12 protein-coding genes are annotated in these 19,984 nt (G+C 39.1%); 8 read left to right on the top strand and 4 right to left on the bottom strand.

Features of this window, described 5'->3' with window-relative positions:
* Nucleotides 1–257, top strand: a 257-nt coding sequence (locus FHQ08_RS09530; RefSeq protein WP_230914182.1) for an IS30 family transposase, incomplete at its 5' end; no start/stop codon positions are given.
* 56 nt (nt 258–313) lie between these two features.
* Here FHQ08_RS09530 and FHQ08_RS09525 read toward each other — a convergent pair.
* The 4 genes from FHQ08_RS09525 to FHQ08_RS09510 all read right to left on the bottom strand — a co-directional run bounded on the left by FHQ08_RS09525 (nt 314) and on the right by FHQ08_RS09510 (nt 10,425).
* Nucleotides 314–4,312: a hypothetical protein gene (locus FHQ08_RS09525; RefSeq protein ID WP_230914181.1), complete on the bottom strand. Its 3,999-nt coding sequence runs from the start codon at nt 4,310–4,312 to the stop codon at nt 314–316.
* Nucleotides 4,313–4,662: 350 nt separating this feature from the next.
* The gene (locus FHQ08_RS09520; RefSeq protein WP_230914180.1) at nt 4,663–7,632 is read right to left on the bottom strand and encodes a hypothetical protein; all 2,970 of its coding nucleotides are present in this window, start codon (nt 7,630–7,632) and stop codon (nt 4,663–4,665) included.
* Between the two features lie 378 nt (nt 7,633–8,010).
* Complete coding sequence (locus FHQ08_RS09515) at nt 8,011–9,570, bottom strand: glycosyltransferase (RefSeq protein ID WP_230914179.1); 1,560 nt, start codon at nt 9,568–9,570, stop codon at nt 8,011–8,013.
* A 27-nt stretch (nt 9,571–9,597) separates the two neighbouring features.
* Nucleotides 9,598–10,425, bottom strand: a complete 828-nt coding sequence (locus FHQ08_RS09510) for an alpha/beta hydrolase (protein ID WP_230914178.1) — start codon at nt 10,423–10,425, stop codon at nt 9,598–9,600.
* A gap of 87 nt (nt 10,426–10,512) precedes the next feature.
* Here FHQ08_RS09510 and FHQ08_RS09505 point away from each other — a divergent pair, with 87 nt between their 5' ends.
* From FHQ08_RS09505 to FHQ08_RS09475, 7 genes are all read left to right on the top strand, one after another.
* Complete coding sequence (locus tag FHQ08_RS09505; protein ID WP_230914177.1) at nt 10,513–11,037, top strand: GNAT family N-acetyltransferase; 525 nt, start codon at nt 10,513–10,515, stop codon at nt 11,035–11,037.
* A 78-nt stretch (nt 11,038–11,115) separates the two neighbouring features.
* Nucleotides 11,116–11,667: a hypothetical protein gene (locus FHQ08_RS09500; protein WP_230914176.1), complete on the top strand. Its 552-nt coding sequence runs from the start codon at nt 11,116–11,118 to the stop codon at nt 11,665–11,667.
* Between the two features lie 143 nt (nt 11,668–11,810).
* Nucleotides 11,811–12,308, top strand: coding sequence for an LPXTG cell wall anchor domain-containing protein (locus FHQ08_RS09495; RefSeq protein ID WP_230914175.1), 498 nt, complete (start codon nt 11,811–11,813; stop codon nt 12,306–12,308).
* A gap of 162 nt (nt 12,309–12,470) precedes the next feature.
* Nucleotides 12,471–13,277 carry a WxL domain-containing protein gene (locus FHQ08_RS09490; RefSeq protein WP_230914174.1) on the top strand — a complete coding sequence of 269 codons (807 nt, stop codon included), beginning with the start codon at nt 12,471–12,473 and terminating at the stop codon, nt 13,275–13,277.
* Between the two features lie 129 nt (nt 13,278–13,406).
* On the top strand, nt 13,407–14,420 hold the full coding sequence (locus tag FHQ08_RS09485; protein ID WP_230914173.1) for a DUF916 and DUF3324 domain-containing protein: 1,014 nt from the start codon (nt 13,407–13,409) through the stop codon (nt 14,418–14,420).
* Nucleotides 14,420–15,454 (top strand): WxL protein peptidoglycan domain-containing protein, encoded by a 1,035-nt coding sequence (locus tag FHQ08_RS09480; protein WP_230914172.1) that lies wholly within the window; start codon nt 14,420–14,422, stop codon nt 15,452–15,454. Before FHQ08_RS09485 ends, FHQ08_RS09480 begins: the two co-directional genes overlap by 1 nt.
* 314 nt (nt 15,455–15,768) lie before the next feature.
* Nucleotides 15,769–19,971, top strand: a complete 4,203-nt coding sequence (locus FHQ08_RS09475; protein ID WP_230914171.1) for a hypothetical protein — start codon at nt 15,769–15,771, stop codon at nt 19,969–19,971.
* The last annotated feature ends 13 nt before the right edge of the window (nt 19,972–19,984 follow it).

Here is a 19,984-nt window from a genome sequence, read left to right as displayed (position 1 = left end):
TCACAGCCCATCAAGAAGTTACTGAGAAGACGGGGATCGAGTTTTACTTTCCAGATGCCCATGCTCCTTGGCAAAGAGGAACTAGTGAGAATACCAATGGTTTGATCCGGGAATATTTACCCAAGGGCCAAGATATCACAGCTTCCGATAGAGAGATTGCTCAATACACAAGCCAATTGAATCACCGGCCAAGGAAATGTTTAGGTTGGGAAACACCCTACGAAGTATTCTACGATAAGAGTTTGCGTTTAATTTGACAATTCAAGACCTTAAAAGCGACTGCAAACAAATTCTGCAGTCGCTTTTAATATGCTTATTCTAGCGAAGAAGTGATCGAATAGGTCATTGTTGCGGTATATTTACCACTTTTTAGGACATTTGGTGAGCGCAAAGTCACATTATTGGTAGATTTTGTGTCTTCACCATCAGTACTATCATCACTGTTACTACTATTGGTGCTAGTAGTCTCTGGTTGATAATTTAACACTAGATTCGTTGGGGCCGTCTGATCCTCAATCGAACCATCGCGATAATAAACTACTTGGGCAATATTATCTGACGTTAACTCTTGACTCGTATGATACGTTTCAATTTGTTGTAAAGTTTGACCTGTGTAGTAATCACTTAAATTATAGGCTTCATCAGATCCCGACTTATCGGCGTCGTAAAGACTAGGCTGCCCCAGATTTAACTTAAAGTTATTAGTAATCTCGGGGTCATTATCAGTACCATTGAGTTTGAAAGGCGACAGTTGTGCACTCAAGGTCCAATTGCCCTTATAGCTGGCTGGGTTATAAATCATTAATTGAGCCTGCTTTTTGCTAGCATCAGTCAAATTAAAGTTTGTATCGGTACTGACTTTGTGTTGCCCAAAGTCCAAAGTAGGGACCGATAAAATAGTTGGGGCAACAGTCTTACGCAACGTCACGGCATTAGATTGCCCTAGGGTAGCTGATCTATCGCTACGCTGGATAACATCAGTTAAAGTCAAGGTATCTGTTTTGAATTTATCGATATCAGAAATCTCATAGTTATAGGTATAAGTGACTGTATCACCTTGCTTCAAGGTTGCGCCTTTGAGTTGATAAATGGCAAACTGATTACCAACAAAATCGCTTTGTTGTATTGGAGAAGCAGTACCAGCTGAGCTTTTGACATCGGTGATATCGGCAAAAGTATTCATTGTATCTTGAGCAGTGCTACCAGGCTTAGGTATCATGACTATTGGATCTGTCACTTCTGTGTTACCTTTGTTGGTGATTGTGGTTTTGACATGGATCACTTGATTAGTCGCAAATACCGGCTGAGTCGTATATTCATATTTACCATTATTGCTTGTAAAACGTTTTCTGACCGTCAATTTTTCAGTAGGTGTGGTATCACTTACACTGTACATGGATTCATTGGTTACATCGTTATTTTTATTGATATCAGCCTTATCAGGATCATAACCGGCGACGCTGTAATTGGTATTGCTACTATCACTAGTGGTGCCACCAACAAGCAATCCAGAACGCCGCAAACGTGTGGTGATCATACCGAAAGAATTATCAGCATTGATGGGAATGTAAATATCAGAGACAAGACCATTTTTACCAGTTTTGACCTCACCAGTGTCAGATGAACTTTTCTGGGCATATAAATGTACCTTAAAGTGGACCTCACTAGCACCATTATTCGTAGCTACGGGGATGGCCCCATTAGCTGTACCAATATTTTTAAAGACCCAAGCGCCTATTGCGTCATAGTCTTTATCACCATAACCTAAAAAGGCAAAGGTATCTTGACCACTCGGATTTGTACCAGAGCGCTTACTAGCATTATCGGCAAAGGGATCATAAATTGTACCTTGATAGACATAACCGTTTTCTTTATCTTTTAGTTTATCTTTAGTTAAAGCTAAAAATTGAGGTAATCCTAGGTCAAGTGTAGGCCTTGAATCTTGGCTGATATTCAGTTGATTATCTAGTAGCGGAATTCCCGTTACTGTATTAATACCGGTGTATTTGATTTGACTAACTTTGTCGGTACCATTGACGTCATAAGGTGTTGAGTCACTTTGGCCGCTTGGGGCACTTTTGTCAGGAGTTTTGCCACTGGTACTTTTAGGATTCTTAGCCGTGATCTGAATGTTTTTGGCATCACTGTCGGTCGGTTTGACTTGAGTTGGATTCACATGCCCAGAACTGTCAAAATAACGATAAACTTGGGTGAACCGTTTTGGCGTGACACCCGCGGTTAGGCCCTCTTTGTAATCGTCTAAGCGATTCGACACATCGTTAAAAGTGTAGGTGTCGGGGGTGCTGACATCACTTAAGTTATATGTTGGATTGTTGTTGACCAAAAGCCCATCTTTACCAAAATCTAAAGCAGCACGTCGAGAATTGATTGAATCCGTCAACGGTGCCTTGGCATTCGGTGAGACTAAGTTGCGGTCGGTCTTTTCGTCTGCAAAGAGATTGTCAAAAGGCACAATAAAGTCGTTCCAAGATGTGAAGTTGGTATAAACAGGGTAAGCCGTCCCCTTGTCAATTTGGTCTTTTTGAATGACCGCATAGTCCATCGGCATGTCACCCGGCCATTTGGTAAGTGATTTCTTTGCTTCCAGTTGTGGCAGTTTAGTTGGATCATAATCAAAATTATACGTAAGTTTATCTTTGGTGGGGTCAGGATCACCTGAATCTGATTCCCGTTGCCAAATGTTACCCCACCAACGGGTTACCTTATCATGTTGAGTTGAGTTTTTGCGATCAGTTGTTGGATCATTTCCTAAAGGTTTATAGCGATCACCCATAGGCGGTTTACCCGTATATTTAGACTTAGTTAATGCTTTATATGGATCATACAACTGATCACTACCATATAATGATATTTTTAATGATCCATTACCATTACTATCATTGAAAGAGCCATCACTCTTAGCACTTGGAAAAAGCCGACCAGCTGTTAGGGATTTGAGGGCACTCTGAGTTTCTGAGGAGATAGAGTTGTTACCTGTGTTGCCTGAATTACCTGTATACTTGGACATGTCAAAGTTAAAGTTGATTGAAGCTTGTCCAACAAAGCCACTGGAGGTTAAATTCTGGAATAAGCTTGCGATTGTACTATTTAGTATTCCATAACCTGTATCGTAATAAGGCTGAATACCGTTAATCAGTGCTGCTGAAAAGCCTAGCATTTTAATTTTAGAAGCAGCACCTCCAGGGGAAACAAGTTCCGCTAGCCAGCCAAGATTAGATAGATCGGGTTGCCAAGCTTTTCCTTGACTAGCAGTTACAGGATTGCCATCATTGTCTGGCAAAACTGATGTACCATCTGCAGTGACGTTATTACGATAATCGGTTAAATCTTGATCTGGTGATAAGATGTGAAAGGATGCTGTTGAACCGAGAACACCATCTGCAGAATCTATACGATATGGAATTCCCTTGACTTTTAAGTAAAAAGTATTGTCAGAATTAGGATCCATATAAACATGATGGTCGAATTGCATAGGAAAGTTCATAGCCTTCGCAATTTTTTGGACGTTACTATCCAGTCCAGTAATTTTTAAGTTAAAATAAGATTGAGTCCAATCAATGGTATTGGTAAATGCTTTGACATCGACGTCAGGTGGCAATTGAACTTTGACCATAACACCATAGTTACCACTAAAAAGATTCATCAATGCTTTCATATCTGGCTGAATTTTGACATAGATAGGGACGTTACCAGCAATATTTAGGTAACCACCTGAGTAGTTCTTATTACTAGCGGTATCTAGCTTCCAGGTACTATTACCATTGCTAGAATTAGTTTGGACCATTTTATTACTATTATCATTCTCATTTTTAGTAGGTTTAAAGTTACGAGCACCATCTAAACCGCCTAAACCGTTTGAGTCACTGAAACTCATGAACCCGGGTTTTTTACCGTTGGTATCAAGATAGTTTATGACAAACCAAGGCTCAGTATCCATGCTATTTTTAGGCACCTTACTCTTTTGATCTGCTGTCAAATAAGGCCGAATCAACACAGTGGATTCACTGGAACTGTCAAAATCAGAACCGTTCATCTTGACTACTGGTGCCCCATCCGTTTGCTGGTCTGTTTGTACGCCGGTGGCAGCTCGAATACCTTGGCTAGGCGTGTACTGAAGTCCAGTATCGGGATTTTGGCGCATGTCTAGTGGTGGTGTACTCGAGGTGTTGTCGACTTCTTTGGACGAAGTTTCAGCGTGCGCACCACTTGTTGGCGCCAGCAAGGTGAATAATATCACAAACAGACCCAGAATAACTAGTTTGTGGGCAAAAGGACATTTATTTATTTTCATGAGAAGTTTATTTATTTTTACTAGATGCATTAGGTATATCTCCCCCAGAAAATCAAGCAAATACTACTACTTAAACTACTCCAAATTATAACATACCAATTTTATAATTATCTGCAAAATTTATAAAGATACTTATAATAAAATGAATTGTTTAATTTATGTAAGATTTTATTTTTGCTTTTATTTTAAAATAATTAAACATTATTTGGAATCTAAAAAAAACAAAATATTTATTTTACAAGGAATTACTTTAGACTATGATTGATTTTTTTAAAACAAAAAAGTTGTCTGATTCCTAATTTTTAAGGAACCAAACAACTATTTGATTGCAACAAAATATTTATATAAATTTAGTTTTCTGAGCGGGTTAGCGACCAGTCGATTTCACCAGCGTATTGCCCAACCTTCAAGTCACTACGATTATCTTTCGTGATGCGTAAGATTGGACCACTGCTTTGATTGTCAGCAGTACGGTCAGCTTTGGCAACGTTAGGCCACCACTTGTTAGAAAGATCCACATTACTGGCAGCATCAGTATTGGCATAAACGGAAACCATTGTCGGTGTTAAAGTGATCGTTTTGTCACTATTTTGATACCCTAAAGCGTCTGGAATGGTCTTGGTGGCATCTGTCTCATTAGTCAGATGCTTAGAAACTTTTGCTTGGACAGTGAACTTGTGGTCAGCGGTGGTATCTTTGACAGTTAAATCAGGGCCATCCATGCGAACAATGTGATAGTCGCCAATACTTAGTGAAGTTGGATGCTTACCAAAGTAGAGTTTGGTGGGGAATGAAGTGAACTGGGCGTAGCCACTGTCATTGTAATAATAGTTGATATTCATTGGAGAGCCATCTGTATCAGGTGCTAGTGTCCCTTTACCAGTGGTTGGTAAATCAGCAGTATCGCTAAGTAAGGTGTATTTATCCTTCAAATAAGCCGGCGGACTACCTAAAAGGTCTGTTGCTGAAGTAGTAGTGGTAGTGTTTGGACTCCCATTATTGAAGTTATAAGTATCACCCACGTAGCCTTGCTTCGTAACCGGATCAATGATATCCGCTCCAGTTGCTCTGTCTCTAAAATGTAGGCTGACATGAGCCGGTTCATTAACAGGAATGTTTAAGACGTTTGATAGTAAAACAACATCTTGATTATAGTCTTGTAGAGAACTATCTGAAGTTTGAAAAGTCGTGTCATAAGCGTACAGATAAATATGATGGGTTTGACCGTCTTTGAGTTTAGCCACCTCTGCAGCGTCTGTGATCTTACCACTGAAACTCTTGTATTCTGAGTGGGGGACCGTTTCATTAGCAAAGGAAACGGAAGCCAACTTATTGCTAGAACTTTCAGCTGGTGGATTGCCGCGGTCAATTGGGGTGTCAATAGAATAGTAGATATGCACGTTAGGACTGTTGATATCTGACGCGGTACCATTGATCGTTACTGAAGTTGCATCAGGCTTGACCCGTAAATAACTATCGGCACGAATTGTAGGGGCGTAGATATTGCTAAGCCCACCATTAAATGCAATGTTCTGAGTAGTATTCGGCGAGAAAGTACCTACTCGATTCCGGGACCATTTCATATCAATTGCCGAGTCATAATCACCACCGCTAATATCCCCAGTACTATTCGGATTCCCAAAAGCTAACGTATCGGGCGTATGGAAAGATGAATTCTCACCAGGATCATCAGGACCGCTGAAAATTTGAAAAGGCGGGATATTACTTCTAAATGACAAACGACCGGAAGTATTGATGAAATCTGAACTTCCCAAAAGTGCGCTGCCTTTGTCAGTATACCGTAGATTTGCAATCCAGTGAGTCCCTAGCCAGCCATCAGGTGCATTAGGATAATCAAAATTGAAATTCATCACATAGGGGGAATTTAACGAGGGTGACCGGAAATAGACGCCAGTATTTTTACCAGCGTTGACCCCGGTTGTGATTTGATTGGCATAATAGATTGGTACGTCATCGCGTCGATTATTATCTGGCCCCATCTGGGTGTCAAACTGTCGTGCGTAATAGATGCCAGTTAAATCGTTATCTGCCGCAGTGGCCCCAGAGTTGGTTTTATTTGTTAATTGTTCGGTCATAGCCATCTGATCGCCATTGTTGTTGGGGTATAACGTATTTTTAACATGAATTGTAATGGGGTTAGTATGAGACCCGAAGCCTTTTATAAAATAGCCATCATATTCTAGGTGAATCTTGGTCACATCACTAGAATCTTGCCACATATGGACATGTTTAATTTGATCAAATTTGTAAAGTTGATAATAATCTGACCCAGTTGCTGGGGCGATTGCCTTTTGTTTAAAATCACCCATCATTAAAGCGGATGTCGTAGGTAAATAAAATGTATCGATTTTCGTAGCCTTTACATCATTAAAAAGAGAATAAACTCGTTTGCCATCAGGTGTAAGCATGTTGAAATTTGGAATATCAATGGCATTATTTGTTGGCGTGGTGTGAGAAATAGCAGTTGGATTTCCGGTATAGTAATTATTAAACATATATTGTAGTTGGTACCCATTTCCTACATTTAAAGTGACGGAGGGTCGTTGAATCGAAGTTCGCCAAACGTTAACGGTTAGTTTAGTTGTTGCGCTAGAACCGTTAGTGACATCAACAATTAATTTTTTACCTTCCGGTGTTAATTTTTGTATGCCAGAAAATGTGATTGAAAAGTCCAGAGTGACATCATCGGTGCTAGCATTGTAAGACGCCGAAGTAAATTGATAATCGTCCGAAGTTAACTCAGAGCTAGGATCTAAAGTAAAACTGTATGGCATTAGATTACTAAAATCGCCATCACTGAAATTCGGGAAATTAGTACTTTTGGGTAGTACAATTTCAATATTTGATTGTGCAGCTTCAACATCAGCTGTGGCATTCGTAGTGTCATTAGCACTAGCCGTAGCTAAATGTGTACTTGCGGATGCGATCAATAAGGGACTCAAAGTATCAGTGTCGCTGTTATCATCAGCTTGCTTGGTACTCGGGTATTTGGTTAGTTGACTTTGCAGGCTTGACGCTAACTTAGATTGCGTTGGATGTAAATAGGCTTGTATCGCTTGCTTTTTAGCATCAGGCAACGCCAGATATTGGTCTGGCGTGTAATTGGTGCCTACAATAGCTTTGAGCAGCCAGTCAGGGTACTTTGGCGGTGCCAACTTATAATTGGCTTTATTATTGATACCGACTTGTTGGGTTGTGGGTGCAGCGTGAATCGAGTTGATATTGGTATGGCTAAAAATTAAAAGTATGATCGATAAACTCAAAGATAGTAGAACCAGCCATTTATTAACTCTAGTCATAATAATCCCCATCCCAAAAATAAAATAAATAATAATATGTTAGTTTAAGTATAGCCTAATTATTTTTGAAATAAAGTTATTTTTTTAAAATAACAAGTATAAAATTATTTCAATTTAAAATAATCAATTATTTATTAGTTAAATCATTTGAGTAATTAGACCAATTTTGAGTTGCACACTATTTTTCCTTATATTCAGATTTAAAAATGTTGATTTATCTATCCTTTTTTAACTAATTCAAGCTAAAAAAAGTATAAAAAAACAGGGCAATTTAGGCTGCCCTGCCTTGAAATTCGACTTATTAATTGGAATATGGAAATGCATATCAATGTGTAATGAAATTTTTTCTAACTAAACGCGCTTTATTACGCTTTAGTTTTAAGCGCCTTTTGTCTCGCTTTGTTTATCAGCGACATCTTTCAAAAGAACTTGCCACTTCTGCCAAACATTGTCAGCAGTATATTTCTGAGCTGCTTCATAGGCACCATTGCTGAGTTTTTGTTGAAGGAAGCTATCCTTTAAGAGGTCAGTCATCTTTTCAGCTAATTGCTCGACGTTGCCGATTTCCACCAGATAGCCACTTTCACCATCATTGATGATTTCATCGGGGCCATAATTGATGTCATAGGCGATGACAGGCACACCATGACTTTGAGCCTCGATCAAAGCCAGTCCGAAGCCTTCACCACGACTGGTCCAGGCCAAGGCAACACTGTCATTGTAAATCTGGTCCATTTGATTGGTATAGCCGGTGTAGTAGACGCTATCGGCGACATCATTATCGATAATGGTTTGTTTCAATGAATTATAAGAAGCTTGATCTGCGTACATGCCAACGATGGCTAATGTTGCCTTAGGGACAGCTTTGTGAGCAATAGCAAAAGCCCGCACGATTTGGTCTAAACGTTTTTCAGGTGCAATTCGGGCCACGGCGACTAATTGACCAGCTTTACGATCGGAGATTGGGACCTTTTTGATGTCGGCATCGATGTAGCCACTAGGCACAGCATAGACGGGGTGCTTGAAATGGAACCGGTCGTCTAGCTGACGTTTTTCTTTTTCTGTAGGGACGATCAAGCCGTCAAATAAATTATTGTGACGAATGCCATAAGCATAATTATAATTTAACTTCTTATCATTAGGGTCATCGGGATCCACCGTAAAGTTAGAATGAAGATAAACATATTTGTACGCCTTCGTCTTCATGGCGCCGACAGCAGGGGTAACTTCATAACGATCAGAAATAAAGACATTATTTTCGCCGTGTTCCTTGTTCAAGAGATCAAAGAAATATTGTTCTATCCCAGTGTTATTACTGAAAATCCGCATTTCGTCATGCCAGGCCAAGGCCACACGATTCATTTGCTCTTGATTTTTATGATAAGAATAGAAAAATTTCAACGGCTTTTTGCCATCAGGTGTTAGATAGGTCTGCGCTTTCATGCGACCAGTATTTTGATCAATATCAAAATGAATCGACTTGAAGCCGCGGTAGTCATAAACGTCGGATTCTAATAATTTGCCGCTAGCATCAGCATAAGCAACGGAATCCAATTGGTTTGTTTCCTTGTCGACCCGAATCATCGCCTGCTTGCCATCTGGATATTGGGCCAAGTAACCGGTAACGATATAATCTTTATTTGACCGCTCTTCGCCTAGTGGTTTGGGTTTAGGCAACTGCTCAGCTTTCAAGAAGTCTTCTAGTGTATTGGTTTTAAAAGGGGCATTCAGTGTGCCTAAAAAGTAATCAAACATATTAAATGAACGGGCATCTTCTAAGCCGTTAATGTTAAAGTCATAGTGAAACCGAGAATAGTACATGGTTGAAACGATCGCTGCGCCTTCATCATGAGCCAAAAATAAATTCAGCCGTTTGATCATGGCATGTTCGATACCAGATGATTGATTACCAATACTGTTTGTGACAAAAAAATTCATTAGACTTCCTCCGTTAAATCAAAAATGTTATTCCGTTGTTAAAGTGTTAAACAGCCATTCTTGCGCTAACTCAAACCATTTGGCCACATGGGGCAGGTCGGTACCTTCTCGCCAAGCCGTTTGGGCATTCGCCAAAGCTAGGCCATGTGGTCCGTGATCAAAGATATGTAATTCTTGGGGCACACCATGTTGGTTCAAAGCATTAGCATATAACAAACTATTTTTTACTGGGACCATTTGATCATCGTTTGTGACCCAGATGAATGTTGGTGGATTTTGTTTGTTGACGTGCTCATCAGCCGCATAGGCGTCCAAGTCATCAGCGATAGCTAGGGCATCTGACTTTTCTTTGGGGAAACCAGCTTTGAGGTTGATCACTGGATAGCCTAGGACTAGAGCAGCCGGTTTGCGTGTATCAGCAGTGGTACCCGTTTGTTCGTCCAGCCATTTGGCAGCCCAGTAGTCGCCATAAAGTGCGGCAACTTGACCACCTACAGAAAATCCGGCCACAACGATGCGATTTGCCTCTAAAGCTAAGTCGTCGCTGTTCTCATAAAGATAATGCATGGCATTGGCTACGTCAACCAGTGGTGCTGGCATCAAGGGTGCTTTTTCATCAATAAAGTGGTAACGCAAGTAGAAAGCTTGATAGCCTTGAGCATAAAAAGCTTGAGCTAATATTTCGGCTTGGTGTTCAGGAATGTGCGTGTAAGAGCCACCAGGAATAATGACGATACCGGGATAAGTTTGACGGTCGATCTCCGGATTTGGTTCGTGCACATAACCTTGAAGATATGCTGGCGCATGATCTGGTGTTTCCTGCTGTGTTGGTAAACTTTGTTTGAGTAGATACATAAACAAGCAACCTTTCTTAAAAAAGTTTTCTCTCCTATTGTATACTTTTTTGAGTAAGGACTTAAACCGATTCGAGGGATAAATTTTATGGAATTTCAACAACTATTAGTCGATGATTTACGCATTCGACCGTTTCAACCAACAGACATCCAAGATTACTGGGCAATTTTGAATGATCCTTTAAATGAACAAATGGGTGGTCAGCCGCGCCCACAAGATTTCGAGCAAGCCAAACAATGGTTACAGACCGCCATCAGCGCGCAAACTTTGGCCATTGAGCGGGTACCGGAAGCCAAGGTGGTTGGTCTGATCGAACAACAGCCTCGGTTCAAAGGACAGCCACCTTTAATAGATGAAACCGAAATTCAACTCGGCTTCTTGATGAATGCCAATTATCGCCGTCTGGGCATCATGTACCGCAGCTTGCAACAGTTACTTACCTATTATAAAAGTCAAAACTTGAAAGCTGTTTGGGCAGGTGTATTCCCAGAAAATCAAGCTTCTATTAAGTTACTCACGAAACTTGGTTTTCAGTACCGATATACGGTTGATTTATCACACTTTGCATTGGATAGTCATAATAAGGAAGGTTATTACGAATTAACTCTTTAAAAATAGGTTAGAACTAATTTCTGAAAAATGGATATGTTATAATTGAAGCGGACTTGAAAAGGAAGGGATGCGTCTGTGTTGTATCAAGAAACGGCCTTAGAAAAAGCATATGAAACTAGGCTCAAAGCAATTGAACAGGATCCAAGCTTAACGATTCTGGAGACGATGGATCAACCACAAACCGATCCAAAAGACAAAGTAACACAATATATTGTTTATACTGATTTTACAGGAACGAGTAAAACAGCCAAAACAGCTTCAATTTATGTGTATACACCGTTGGAAAATATCGATCACTACCATAATAATAAGGTAGAGTATCAAAACCAATTGCTCTTTGAATATGACCCCTGGGATAAAAAAATGCATATCTCAGTCTTGGAAACACTAGGTGCTGCTTCTAAATTAGCTTTCTTTGATTATCAAAATCATGGCTTGGCTGAGTTAGCCCTCCAAACATTGATCAAGTTGGCGAAAAAGCATGAGATTCAAGCCATTGACGGTATGCTGTCCTCATTTGATGGGGATGATTGGGATCGCGTCAACCATTTGTTTGGTAAATTTGACTTCACTACATTGGCTTCCGATAAGCAGCGTGGCATCGCGATTTATAAACTAGAATTACACTAAAAAAGCCATGAAAAGTTCATACTTATTTCACATTTAGATAAGATTCCTTATTAAAGTTGGCACGCTCTTGTAAACGAAATTGGTATTATATAACTTGTACGAAGGTTTCAAATGTCACTTCTATTTGGGAGGGGTCGTATGAGATGAAAAATAGATCTGTTTCTAAGAAACGGCCTATCTGGAAAAAGTTAGTGGGTATTGGAATCGTCACAGCCATCATTTTCGCAGTTGTAGCTGGCGCCAAGTACACCGTTGCGTGGGCTGGTTCTGGATATGACTACAACGGAAACGAGGTGAGACGTGCGTTACCGGTTGCAGCATCTGAGAAAGGGCCCGCAAAGGGACAGTCGTCAGCACAAGTTGTCGTAGCTGATAATAGTAAGAACAATGGGACTGGTGGGAATAGTGAAAACGAGAACCCGGGCCAGGAGAATCCATCTAGTGGTAATAGTACTGGTGGCAATGTTGTGAATACTAATACTGGTTATGTTCCCCAAACCCCAAGTCTTAATGTGTCAACCAATCCAAACGCGCAATATCCGCAAACTAGCGATGACGTTAATATTTGGTTACCAATCGTTGGGATGACGTTGGTACTTGGATCAAGTATGATCGTATTTCGCAAAACTGCTAGCTTATAAGATTTCATAATAACTTCATACTAACTTCAACTTTTGAAAGAATTCTTTTTCAAAGTTGGCGCACAAATATCAAAACAGGAGTTATAATAATTTTTGTAAGTTGGCAATGAGTCAACTGGCCGAAAGGCTAAACTATTTATAAATTTATGGGAGGAAAGAATTATGAAAATGAACAAAAAGACTTTAGTTAGTTCTTTAGCTGTATTAGCAGCCGCTGCTGGTACATTGGCTCCTGCAGCAGCAACATTTGCCGCAACTGGTGCTAAGGCTGATGGTACTGCTTGGAATACTATTGATTTGTCAGATCGCCCTAATGGTACTGTCGCAGCTTATCCAAGTACTGGTGATGCAAAGATGGGTGCTGTTGCTTCAAGTGGAGAAGACAAAGGTACTGCTACTGCTAATTCTGAAGCATATGTAAACGTTAAGAGTGGTATTTTAACGCTTGATGCCGTACCAGATTTTGATTTTGGTGATGGTGTTGCTGGATCAACTGTTGGTTTAGTTGATAACAAGAGTGTTATTAATAATGATGGTAATGCACGTGGCTTGTTGCAAATTACTGATGCACGTACAACTGCTCAACAAACTGCAACTGGTGCCGGTTATCAATTAAAGCTTAGCGTTAATCCATTTGAAGATGGTAACAGTAACAGTGATGCTTATAACGCTTCCGCTGCTAATGCTGCTTCAACTGATGCTTGGAAGAAGAACTTCGATCTTTCCTTTGATGATGGCATCAATAGTACTTTTACACCTGCACCTGGTAACAGTGTTACATTGAATAGTGGTAAATATCAAAGTAATGCAGCTGCTAAGACTTTCTTAGATGCTACAACATCTAAGGGTCGTACTAAGATTTCTCTTGGTGGTGCAAATGAACAGTTTATCCATTTGGATATTCCAGAACAAGCTCAAGCTAAGACATATGTTAGTGCTTTGACTTGGACTTTAACACCAGGTCACTAATCTTTAAGCTAGGTTTATAAAAAAGTCGGGGATATTTATTCTCGACTTTTTTTATTTCGTTTTTGAAGGGTGAAGAAGATGCATTCGTTGAAGAAAATTTCGAAAGTTATATTTATTTTTGTAATTGGTATGGCTACGTATCTGTTGTTGCCACAGAATAAAATTGAGGCGGCAAATACGGATTTTGTAGTAACACCAGAGGCACCACAGTCACAATTACCAAATAGTGAAGGCATATTTAATTTATATCTCCAACCAGGACAAACTGAAGATTTGAATCTTCGAGTTGAAAATAAAGCGGATAAAGCACGAACGATGTTTGCACAATTGAATACTGGTTATACGAACGATAACGGAACATCTGTGTTCGACTCTGCTAAAATACCCAAAGAGCCGACATTAAAGTATAATCTGAAAAATCAACTAGCAATTGGCAAAACGAATTTACGTGTAAAAATGAAGGCACACCAAAGTGGTTATATTTCATTTAAGATTAAAGCACCAGATCAGCCCTTTAATGGTGAGATTTATGGTGGTGTCACTGCCACAATTTATAACGCAAATACCAATGTCACTGACAACGGCACATTATTAAGAAATAATTATCAATATGCGATTCCAATTTATTTAACTAATGTGCAAAATATTTCTGGTGTACAACCCGATATTAAATTAGGCACGATTAAGCCTGGTATTAATAGTGGCGATCCTGCCGTTCTTGTTCAAACAAGAAATGTGAAACCAAAATATTTGAGAACGATGGATGTTAAGGCCAAAATAACAAAGAAGGGCGAGTCTAAGGTTCTTCATCGCCAAAACCAAAAAAATGTTAGCATGGCACCTAACTCTACCTTTAACTATGCAATTGGGTGGGGCAAGAATCGAATTGAACCAGGACAATATCACTTGAGTTGGACTGGTCAAAGTCAAGGTGTTAAGACTTGGCACTTTGAACGTGACTTTACAATTTCTAATGATCAAGCAAGCAGAATCAACAACTTAGCGGGCTTTAAACCTAATTATTTGTGGTTATGGATTTTATTAGCTGTTCTATTAGTTATACTACTGTTGGTTTTGGGTATCTGGCTGGGTAGAAGAAATTCTAAAAGCAAGAATGCAGGTAATCGTCGGAGACAAAGATAATGAAAATCAATCAATACCTCGCTTTAAAGAGAATTCTCACTATTAATATTTTGGGCTTCTTGTTGATGTTGGGTATCTTGATTATTAATCCGACTCAGACTTACGCAGATATAAGTAGTCTGACAGTTACGCCCTTAATTGAAAACAGTGATGTAACAAACAAATTTCAGCTGATTGTAAAACCGGGTGAAAGTCGTGTTTTGAAATTTTCTATTACAAACTTTGATAACAGTTCACAGACAGTAACTATTCAGCCTACTAATGCTACAACGTCAAGTACAGGACAGATTATCTACGAACGACCTGTCCCAAGAGGGGAAAACGATTTAAAGTATTCATTTGCCGGGGATATTGCTGATGCTCGTAATCAAAAAACAATAAAAATCAAGTCACAAGAAACAAAAGATATTGCCTTAAGAATCAATATTCCCAACGAACGTTTTTCCGGATTGATTCTCGGCGGCTATAGATTTTTTGAGGGTGGAGACTCAAGTCAGGCTGTTTCAGTTCCGGTATACATTACTGAGACAAATAAAGCAGTAGGTGGCGTTTTAATACTTAAGGGACTTTCAGCAGCTGCAACTAATCAACAACCGTATCTTTATGCTAATTTATCAAATAATCAGCCTGGGCTCATGAATAATGTATCTGTGCATATGACAGTTGAAAGAAAAGGAATTGCTGAATTCTTCCATCTTGGGTTGAAACCACTTCAAGCGGACCAAGAGTACAAGAATATTGCACCAAATTCAACAGTTCCAGTCGCATTTAATCAGAAACAGACGCCGATTAAAGCGGGCACATATGTTGTCAATGGTAGTGCAACCAGTGGGAAGACCCACTGGAAATTTAGTGGAAAGTACCATATTAGTAAGCAGCAGGCTGATAAAGTTAACAAATCTTCTCGTAATTTGATTTATGATAAAACATGGATTTTCTTGTTAGTTATTTTGGGTGTAGTTTTATTAATTGTCATTATACTGACTAGTTTACATTTTCAATCGAAAAAAGCTGCAAGAGGAAATTCTAAATAATTAAAAATCTTATTGAAGGTAAACATGGATTTTGAAGTGCCCCATAATTGTTAGACAAATACTCTAACGATTGTGGGGCACTTTTGGAATACGGTTAAAATAAAACTGTTCGCAAAAAATAAGTGGTATCTTGAATTAGATGGAAGAGAGCTCTAAAATAATTCGCTAAAGTTTATTAATCTAGCTCTACTACTCAGATATTTGGTTTCTAAATAGAGAAAAATAGTTATTGGAATGTGACACGAAAATAGTAAATGATGGTTTATAATATAATTGATTATTGGTAACTAATAAATTTATTAGGAGGAAGTATGATGTCAGATAAATCTGGGGAAAAGATTAACATAGCGAAGCTAAAGAATAGAGCCATATATATAGGCGTAGCAACAACCACTTTAGCTATAGCTGTTTTTGGGGAATTTTTCAATTCGAGCACGGCCAAAGTTCATGCAGATACAAATAATGACAATGGAACTACTTCTAAGTCAAAAACACAGACGGTAAGCCAGAGCGTTGATACACAGGAGAATCTTCACATAAGTACAAGTAATGAGGACAGTAGCGCCACAAAAAGTTTAGAAAATTCTAACACAACTACAAATCAGTCTGAATCTGTAGGACAAATAGTAACAATGAGTAGCACTGGTCATTCTCAAGAAAATAATGAGGTGGATAATAAAACCAATACTCAGCCAAATTCAAATCAGGCTGTTAAAACTTATGAGGGTAACCCACTAACTGAGAACAGTAGTTCTAGCAATTATGACGATTCAACTAATAAAATTCAGAATGATGTTGCAGATGATAGGATATCTTCCACTGCTTCTGATACTCAGGGTGCGGCTGCTGATGCTTCTACTTTAAGATCTGATCAAAGTCAGGATCAGGGTAATGATACGAATACCAACAAATCAGTAAACACCAATAATAATAATAAGGAAAAAGCATCTCTTATTGAAAAGACGAGCAATGAAAATAGTTCTGAAAAATTAAATGAAATATCGAAAGATAATCAAAATAGCGGTGATATACAGAAAGATAATGTAATTGATCATAAGGATACATCTGTAGATGATAGTAACAAAAATGATGCCAGCACTGCGAAAAATAAAATGCAAAGTGATGTTACCAAAAAACTGATAACTCAGCAGCAAAAAAATATCCAAAATTCAGTAGAAGTAACTATGGTTGACAAGAACACAGGGGAGAGCCTGGGCAGTACGTTTAATTTAAAGCCAGGGGAACGACTACCAAGTATTGTTAAGGGTGGGATTGTGTATTTACCTGTTGGTTATATTTATGGTTCTGGAGACGATAGTAATGGCCGTACTGTAACTTCTTCAGGATATATCCTTTTAGAGCTCATCAACGGCTATGGCATTGAAAATGATATTCTTCGGCCAAAGTTAACAAGTTCGGACATTGATATATTAAAACAAAGGGCAGGTTCTGCTGACAGTGTTTCTATGTCATATATTGCCGTGAATACAGTGCCCGTTACCTCAGATAACTTCCTGCCATATACACCGAGGGGCTCGAATAATTATAAACCCGTCTGTGGCAATGGGGCTGTGGTAGCAAATAATCCATCAGTTGGCGTTGATATTACCCATGCACAAAGTGTTTATCGGGATGCTACAACAAATCAGTTACAGAGTAGTAATATGGAGTTTGGCTACACTGATAAAAACACAGCCGTTACGCCTGATACAGATCCTGATTACAATTCGCCGGCAGATTGGTATGACGCCAATTTTCTACCATCTAATAATGCTAATTGGTATTACACTGGAAATAACGATCCATTCCCATACCCTAACTATCCTAGAGTAACTAGACTGTTAGTGGGTATTAATAGTTATAATGATAATAAGAAAATAGTTACTTTTACAACACAAACAATTAGTAATCCCAACGACACAACTATAAATAGTTTAGTGAAAAGTCAACCGTACGAAACGAATAATAATGGATTACTTATTGATAAAAACGGGAATATTCTTCGCTTTCGGGTTGAAAACGCAACCGGCAAGGTATATACCGACCAGTCAACAAATGGAAATTATGTTATTCAAGATTTAGGCAATAATTCGTATAAACCAAGCGAAGCTGAATTTAATGAAGGTAAAATCGAGTCAAGATATTATACACACCCTGATTGGGTAACCGATGTTACGTATGATTCAACCTCACAGAAATACGGTATAAAGGTTGATAGTGACTTATTACAACAAGAACTTAGAGCTGGCAAAATTCATAGTGATGATGTATTTACGATTAGTTATTTTGCTAGGGGGGCACTCAACCATGATGTAAACTTTAAACTCTATAGTCCCATAGATTTTAACTATGCCATTAACGGTGTCAATATTGGAGAAATTGGTCAAAATGGTTCCGGTAAGACTTATGTAAGTATTGGTTCCAATATATTTGATGGGATAAATAGTCTAAATGGTCAAGACAAAATGTCGGATAATCAAAAATCTAGTGTTGATGGTCTTAACATAAGGGACGTTCATTTGAGTGGTAATATTAGCATTAAAGGTGATACAGAAGCACTTCCGGCTGATGGAACCAAAATAGTACCAAGTAGCAATGGACAAGAGCGATTGTTAAATTCAGTTGTTGGTCTTGGAACAAATAGCATCACTTTTAATTATGCATCTCAGTCTGAGCAGTCCGCATCGCAGAATTGGACAATTGATACTTCAACAAATGTATCAACAGGAAGTACAATAGGTGTCGATGGAGATACCGCTGCTTTTGATGCAACGACAAACGGTGCGGCTGGAGCGAATACATTAAGTGATGCACAAGTTCAAGAGGGCTTGTCTGATTTAGGATTAGATGTCTGGAGTCATGTAGTTGACAACGACAAGTTAGAACAGAAAGGCTTGAAGCATCTAACCTATGACGCCACGACTAAGAAGTTGACAGCTACTTTTGACAAAGATCATGCCCAGCCAAATTACAATATCGAAATTAAATTCGCAGGTAATCAGACATATACAGTCAACTTAACATTACAAGGTAAAGTGGAACAACACGTTTATGTCAATGGTAGCGATAAAGGACAGCTTGATTCCGATACTGAAAAACTCGGACAGGACTTCACAGTCTTAACAGGTGCTGGTGCTACGACTGAAGCGGAATCGAAGAATATTCATGTAGAGGGATTATATTTTGCAAATATATCAAATGGTAATAATCAGATTACAGGTGGTAGCACAGTTAAATTTATCTGGGGTACTCAAATCCTGAATTATAATTTCACTGATGTGCAGGGCCAATACACAGGTTCAATAGATACTGGCTATTCAGACTTTATCGATGGTCAAATTGTTATAGATCCCTATGATCGTGATTCATATAAATATGATAACTGGACAGAAGGCGTAGTTGATGGCAATGATGATAAAAATATTAATTTCAGCTCTGTTCAGTATAGCTCTAATCAAACCAATGGAATGACAGTGACTGAGTTAAACAATGTTTTGAATTCGATGAAAAATGATGGTCGAGGTACTGTTCTTTATGATAGTAACGCGACTGAGCAATCTGAATATGTTGACGTTAAACCTGCAGGGGTTAAAACCATTGCCGTTAACAAAGATGGTCTTATTGTGGTTCAGTATGACTTGAATAATGCTGCGACACAGTTAGCTAATGGCAGTGAGTTTCTCATTAAATTAGATGATGGACATGAACTCAATGTTAAGTTAAATTTCGATGTCAGAGTTTCCCGTCAGATAAAAGTTGATGACACTCAGACGGTCGTTAAGAATGAACTTGTTCCGTTAGGCTCTAAGACCTATGTACAAGATCATAGTGATTTTGAAGCAGGTCTGTCAGACGCGGTAAAGCCAAAAATTGCCGGTACTGATTTTGAAAAGGTTATTAGCGGAGCAAATGAGAACTTAGCTGAGGCTTCTAGTGTAGGTGCTAATTGGGGACAAAATGATATTATCTATGTTTACAAAACTAGTGATATTCCAGACCAATCTAGCAATCCGAACGCTCCCAATAACCCTGTTATTCCAACAAATCCAGACAATCCTGACACACCTAACAATCCAACACCAGATCAACCAGCAGAGCCTGAGCCTGAAACCAAACCCAACGCGGAAAATTCAAGTACGCCGGAAGTTCCAAGTCCAAAACCAAATCCTGGAAATCCGGCAACACCGCAAAAACAGCAACTAGAAAATCCAACGGGTACATCAAATCAAAATGTTGCAACGCCTCAAGGCAGTCAAACTGCTGGACAGGTACAGTTGAGTAACACACCTACACAGCCAACAACCGGAACACCAGGATTAAATCAAGTTGCTGAACAAGTTGTTGGTAACAATTCAACAAATCCGACATCTAAAGCTCAACCAGAAGTTGGCAAGCAATTACCACAAACTGGCGACAATAAGCAACAAGGGACAGCTTTGTCTATGATTGGTGGGACTTTAGCAGCCTTGTCAGTATTATTCGGTAAGGGTAAGTTGAAGAAGAAAGACGACGATTAGAATCCGTACGATA

Origin of the sequence: Agrilactobacillus fermenti (assembly GCF_021030645.1) — a bacterium.
In the GTDB taxonomy this organism is placed as follows: domain Bacteria; phylum Bacillota; class Bacilli; order Lactobacillales; family Lactobacillaceae; genus Agrilactobacillus; species Agrilactobacillus fermenti.
Note: the sequence above shows the minus strand (reverse complement) of the source record. Positions and strands in the feature narration are given on the sequence as shown.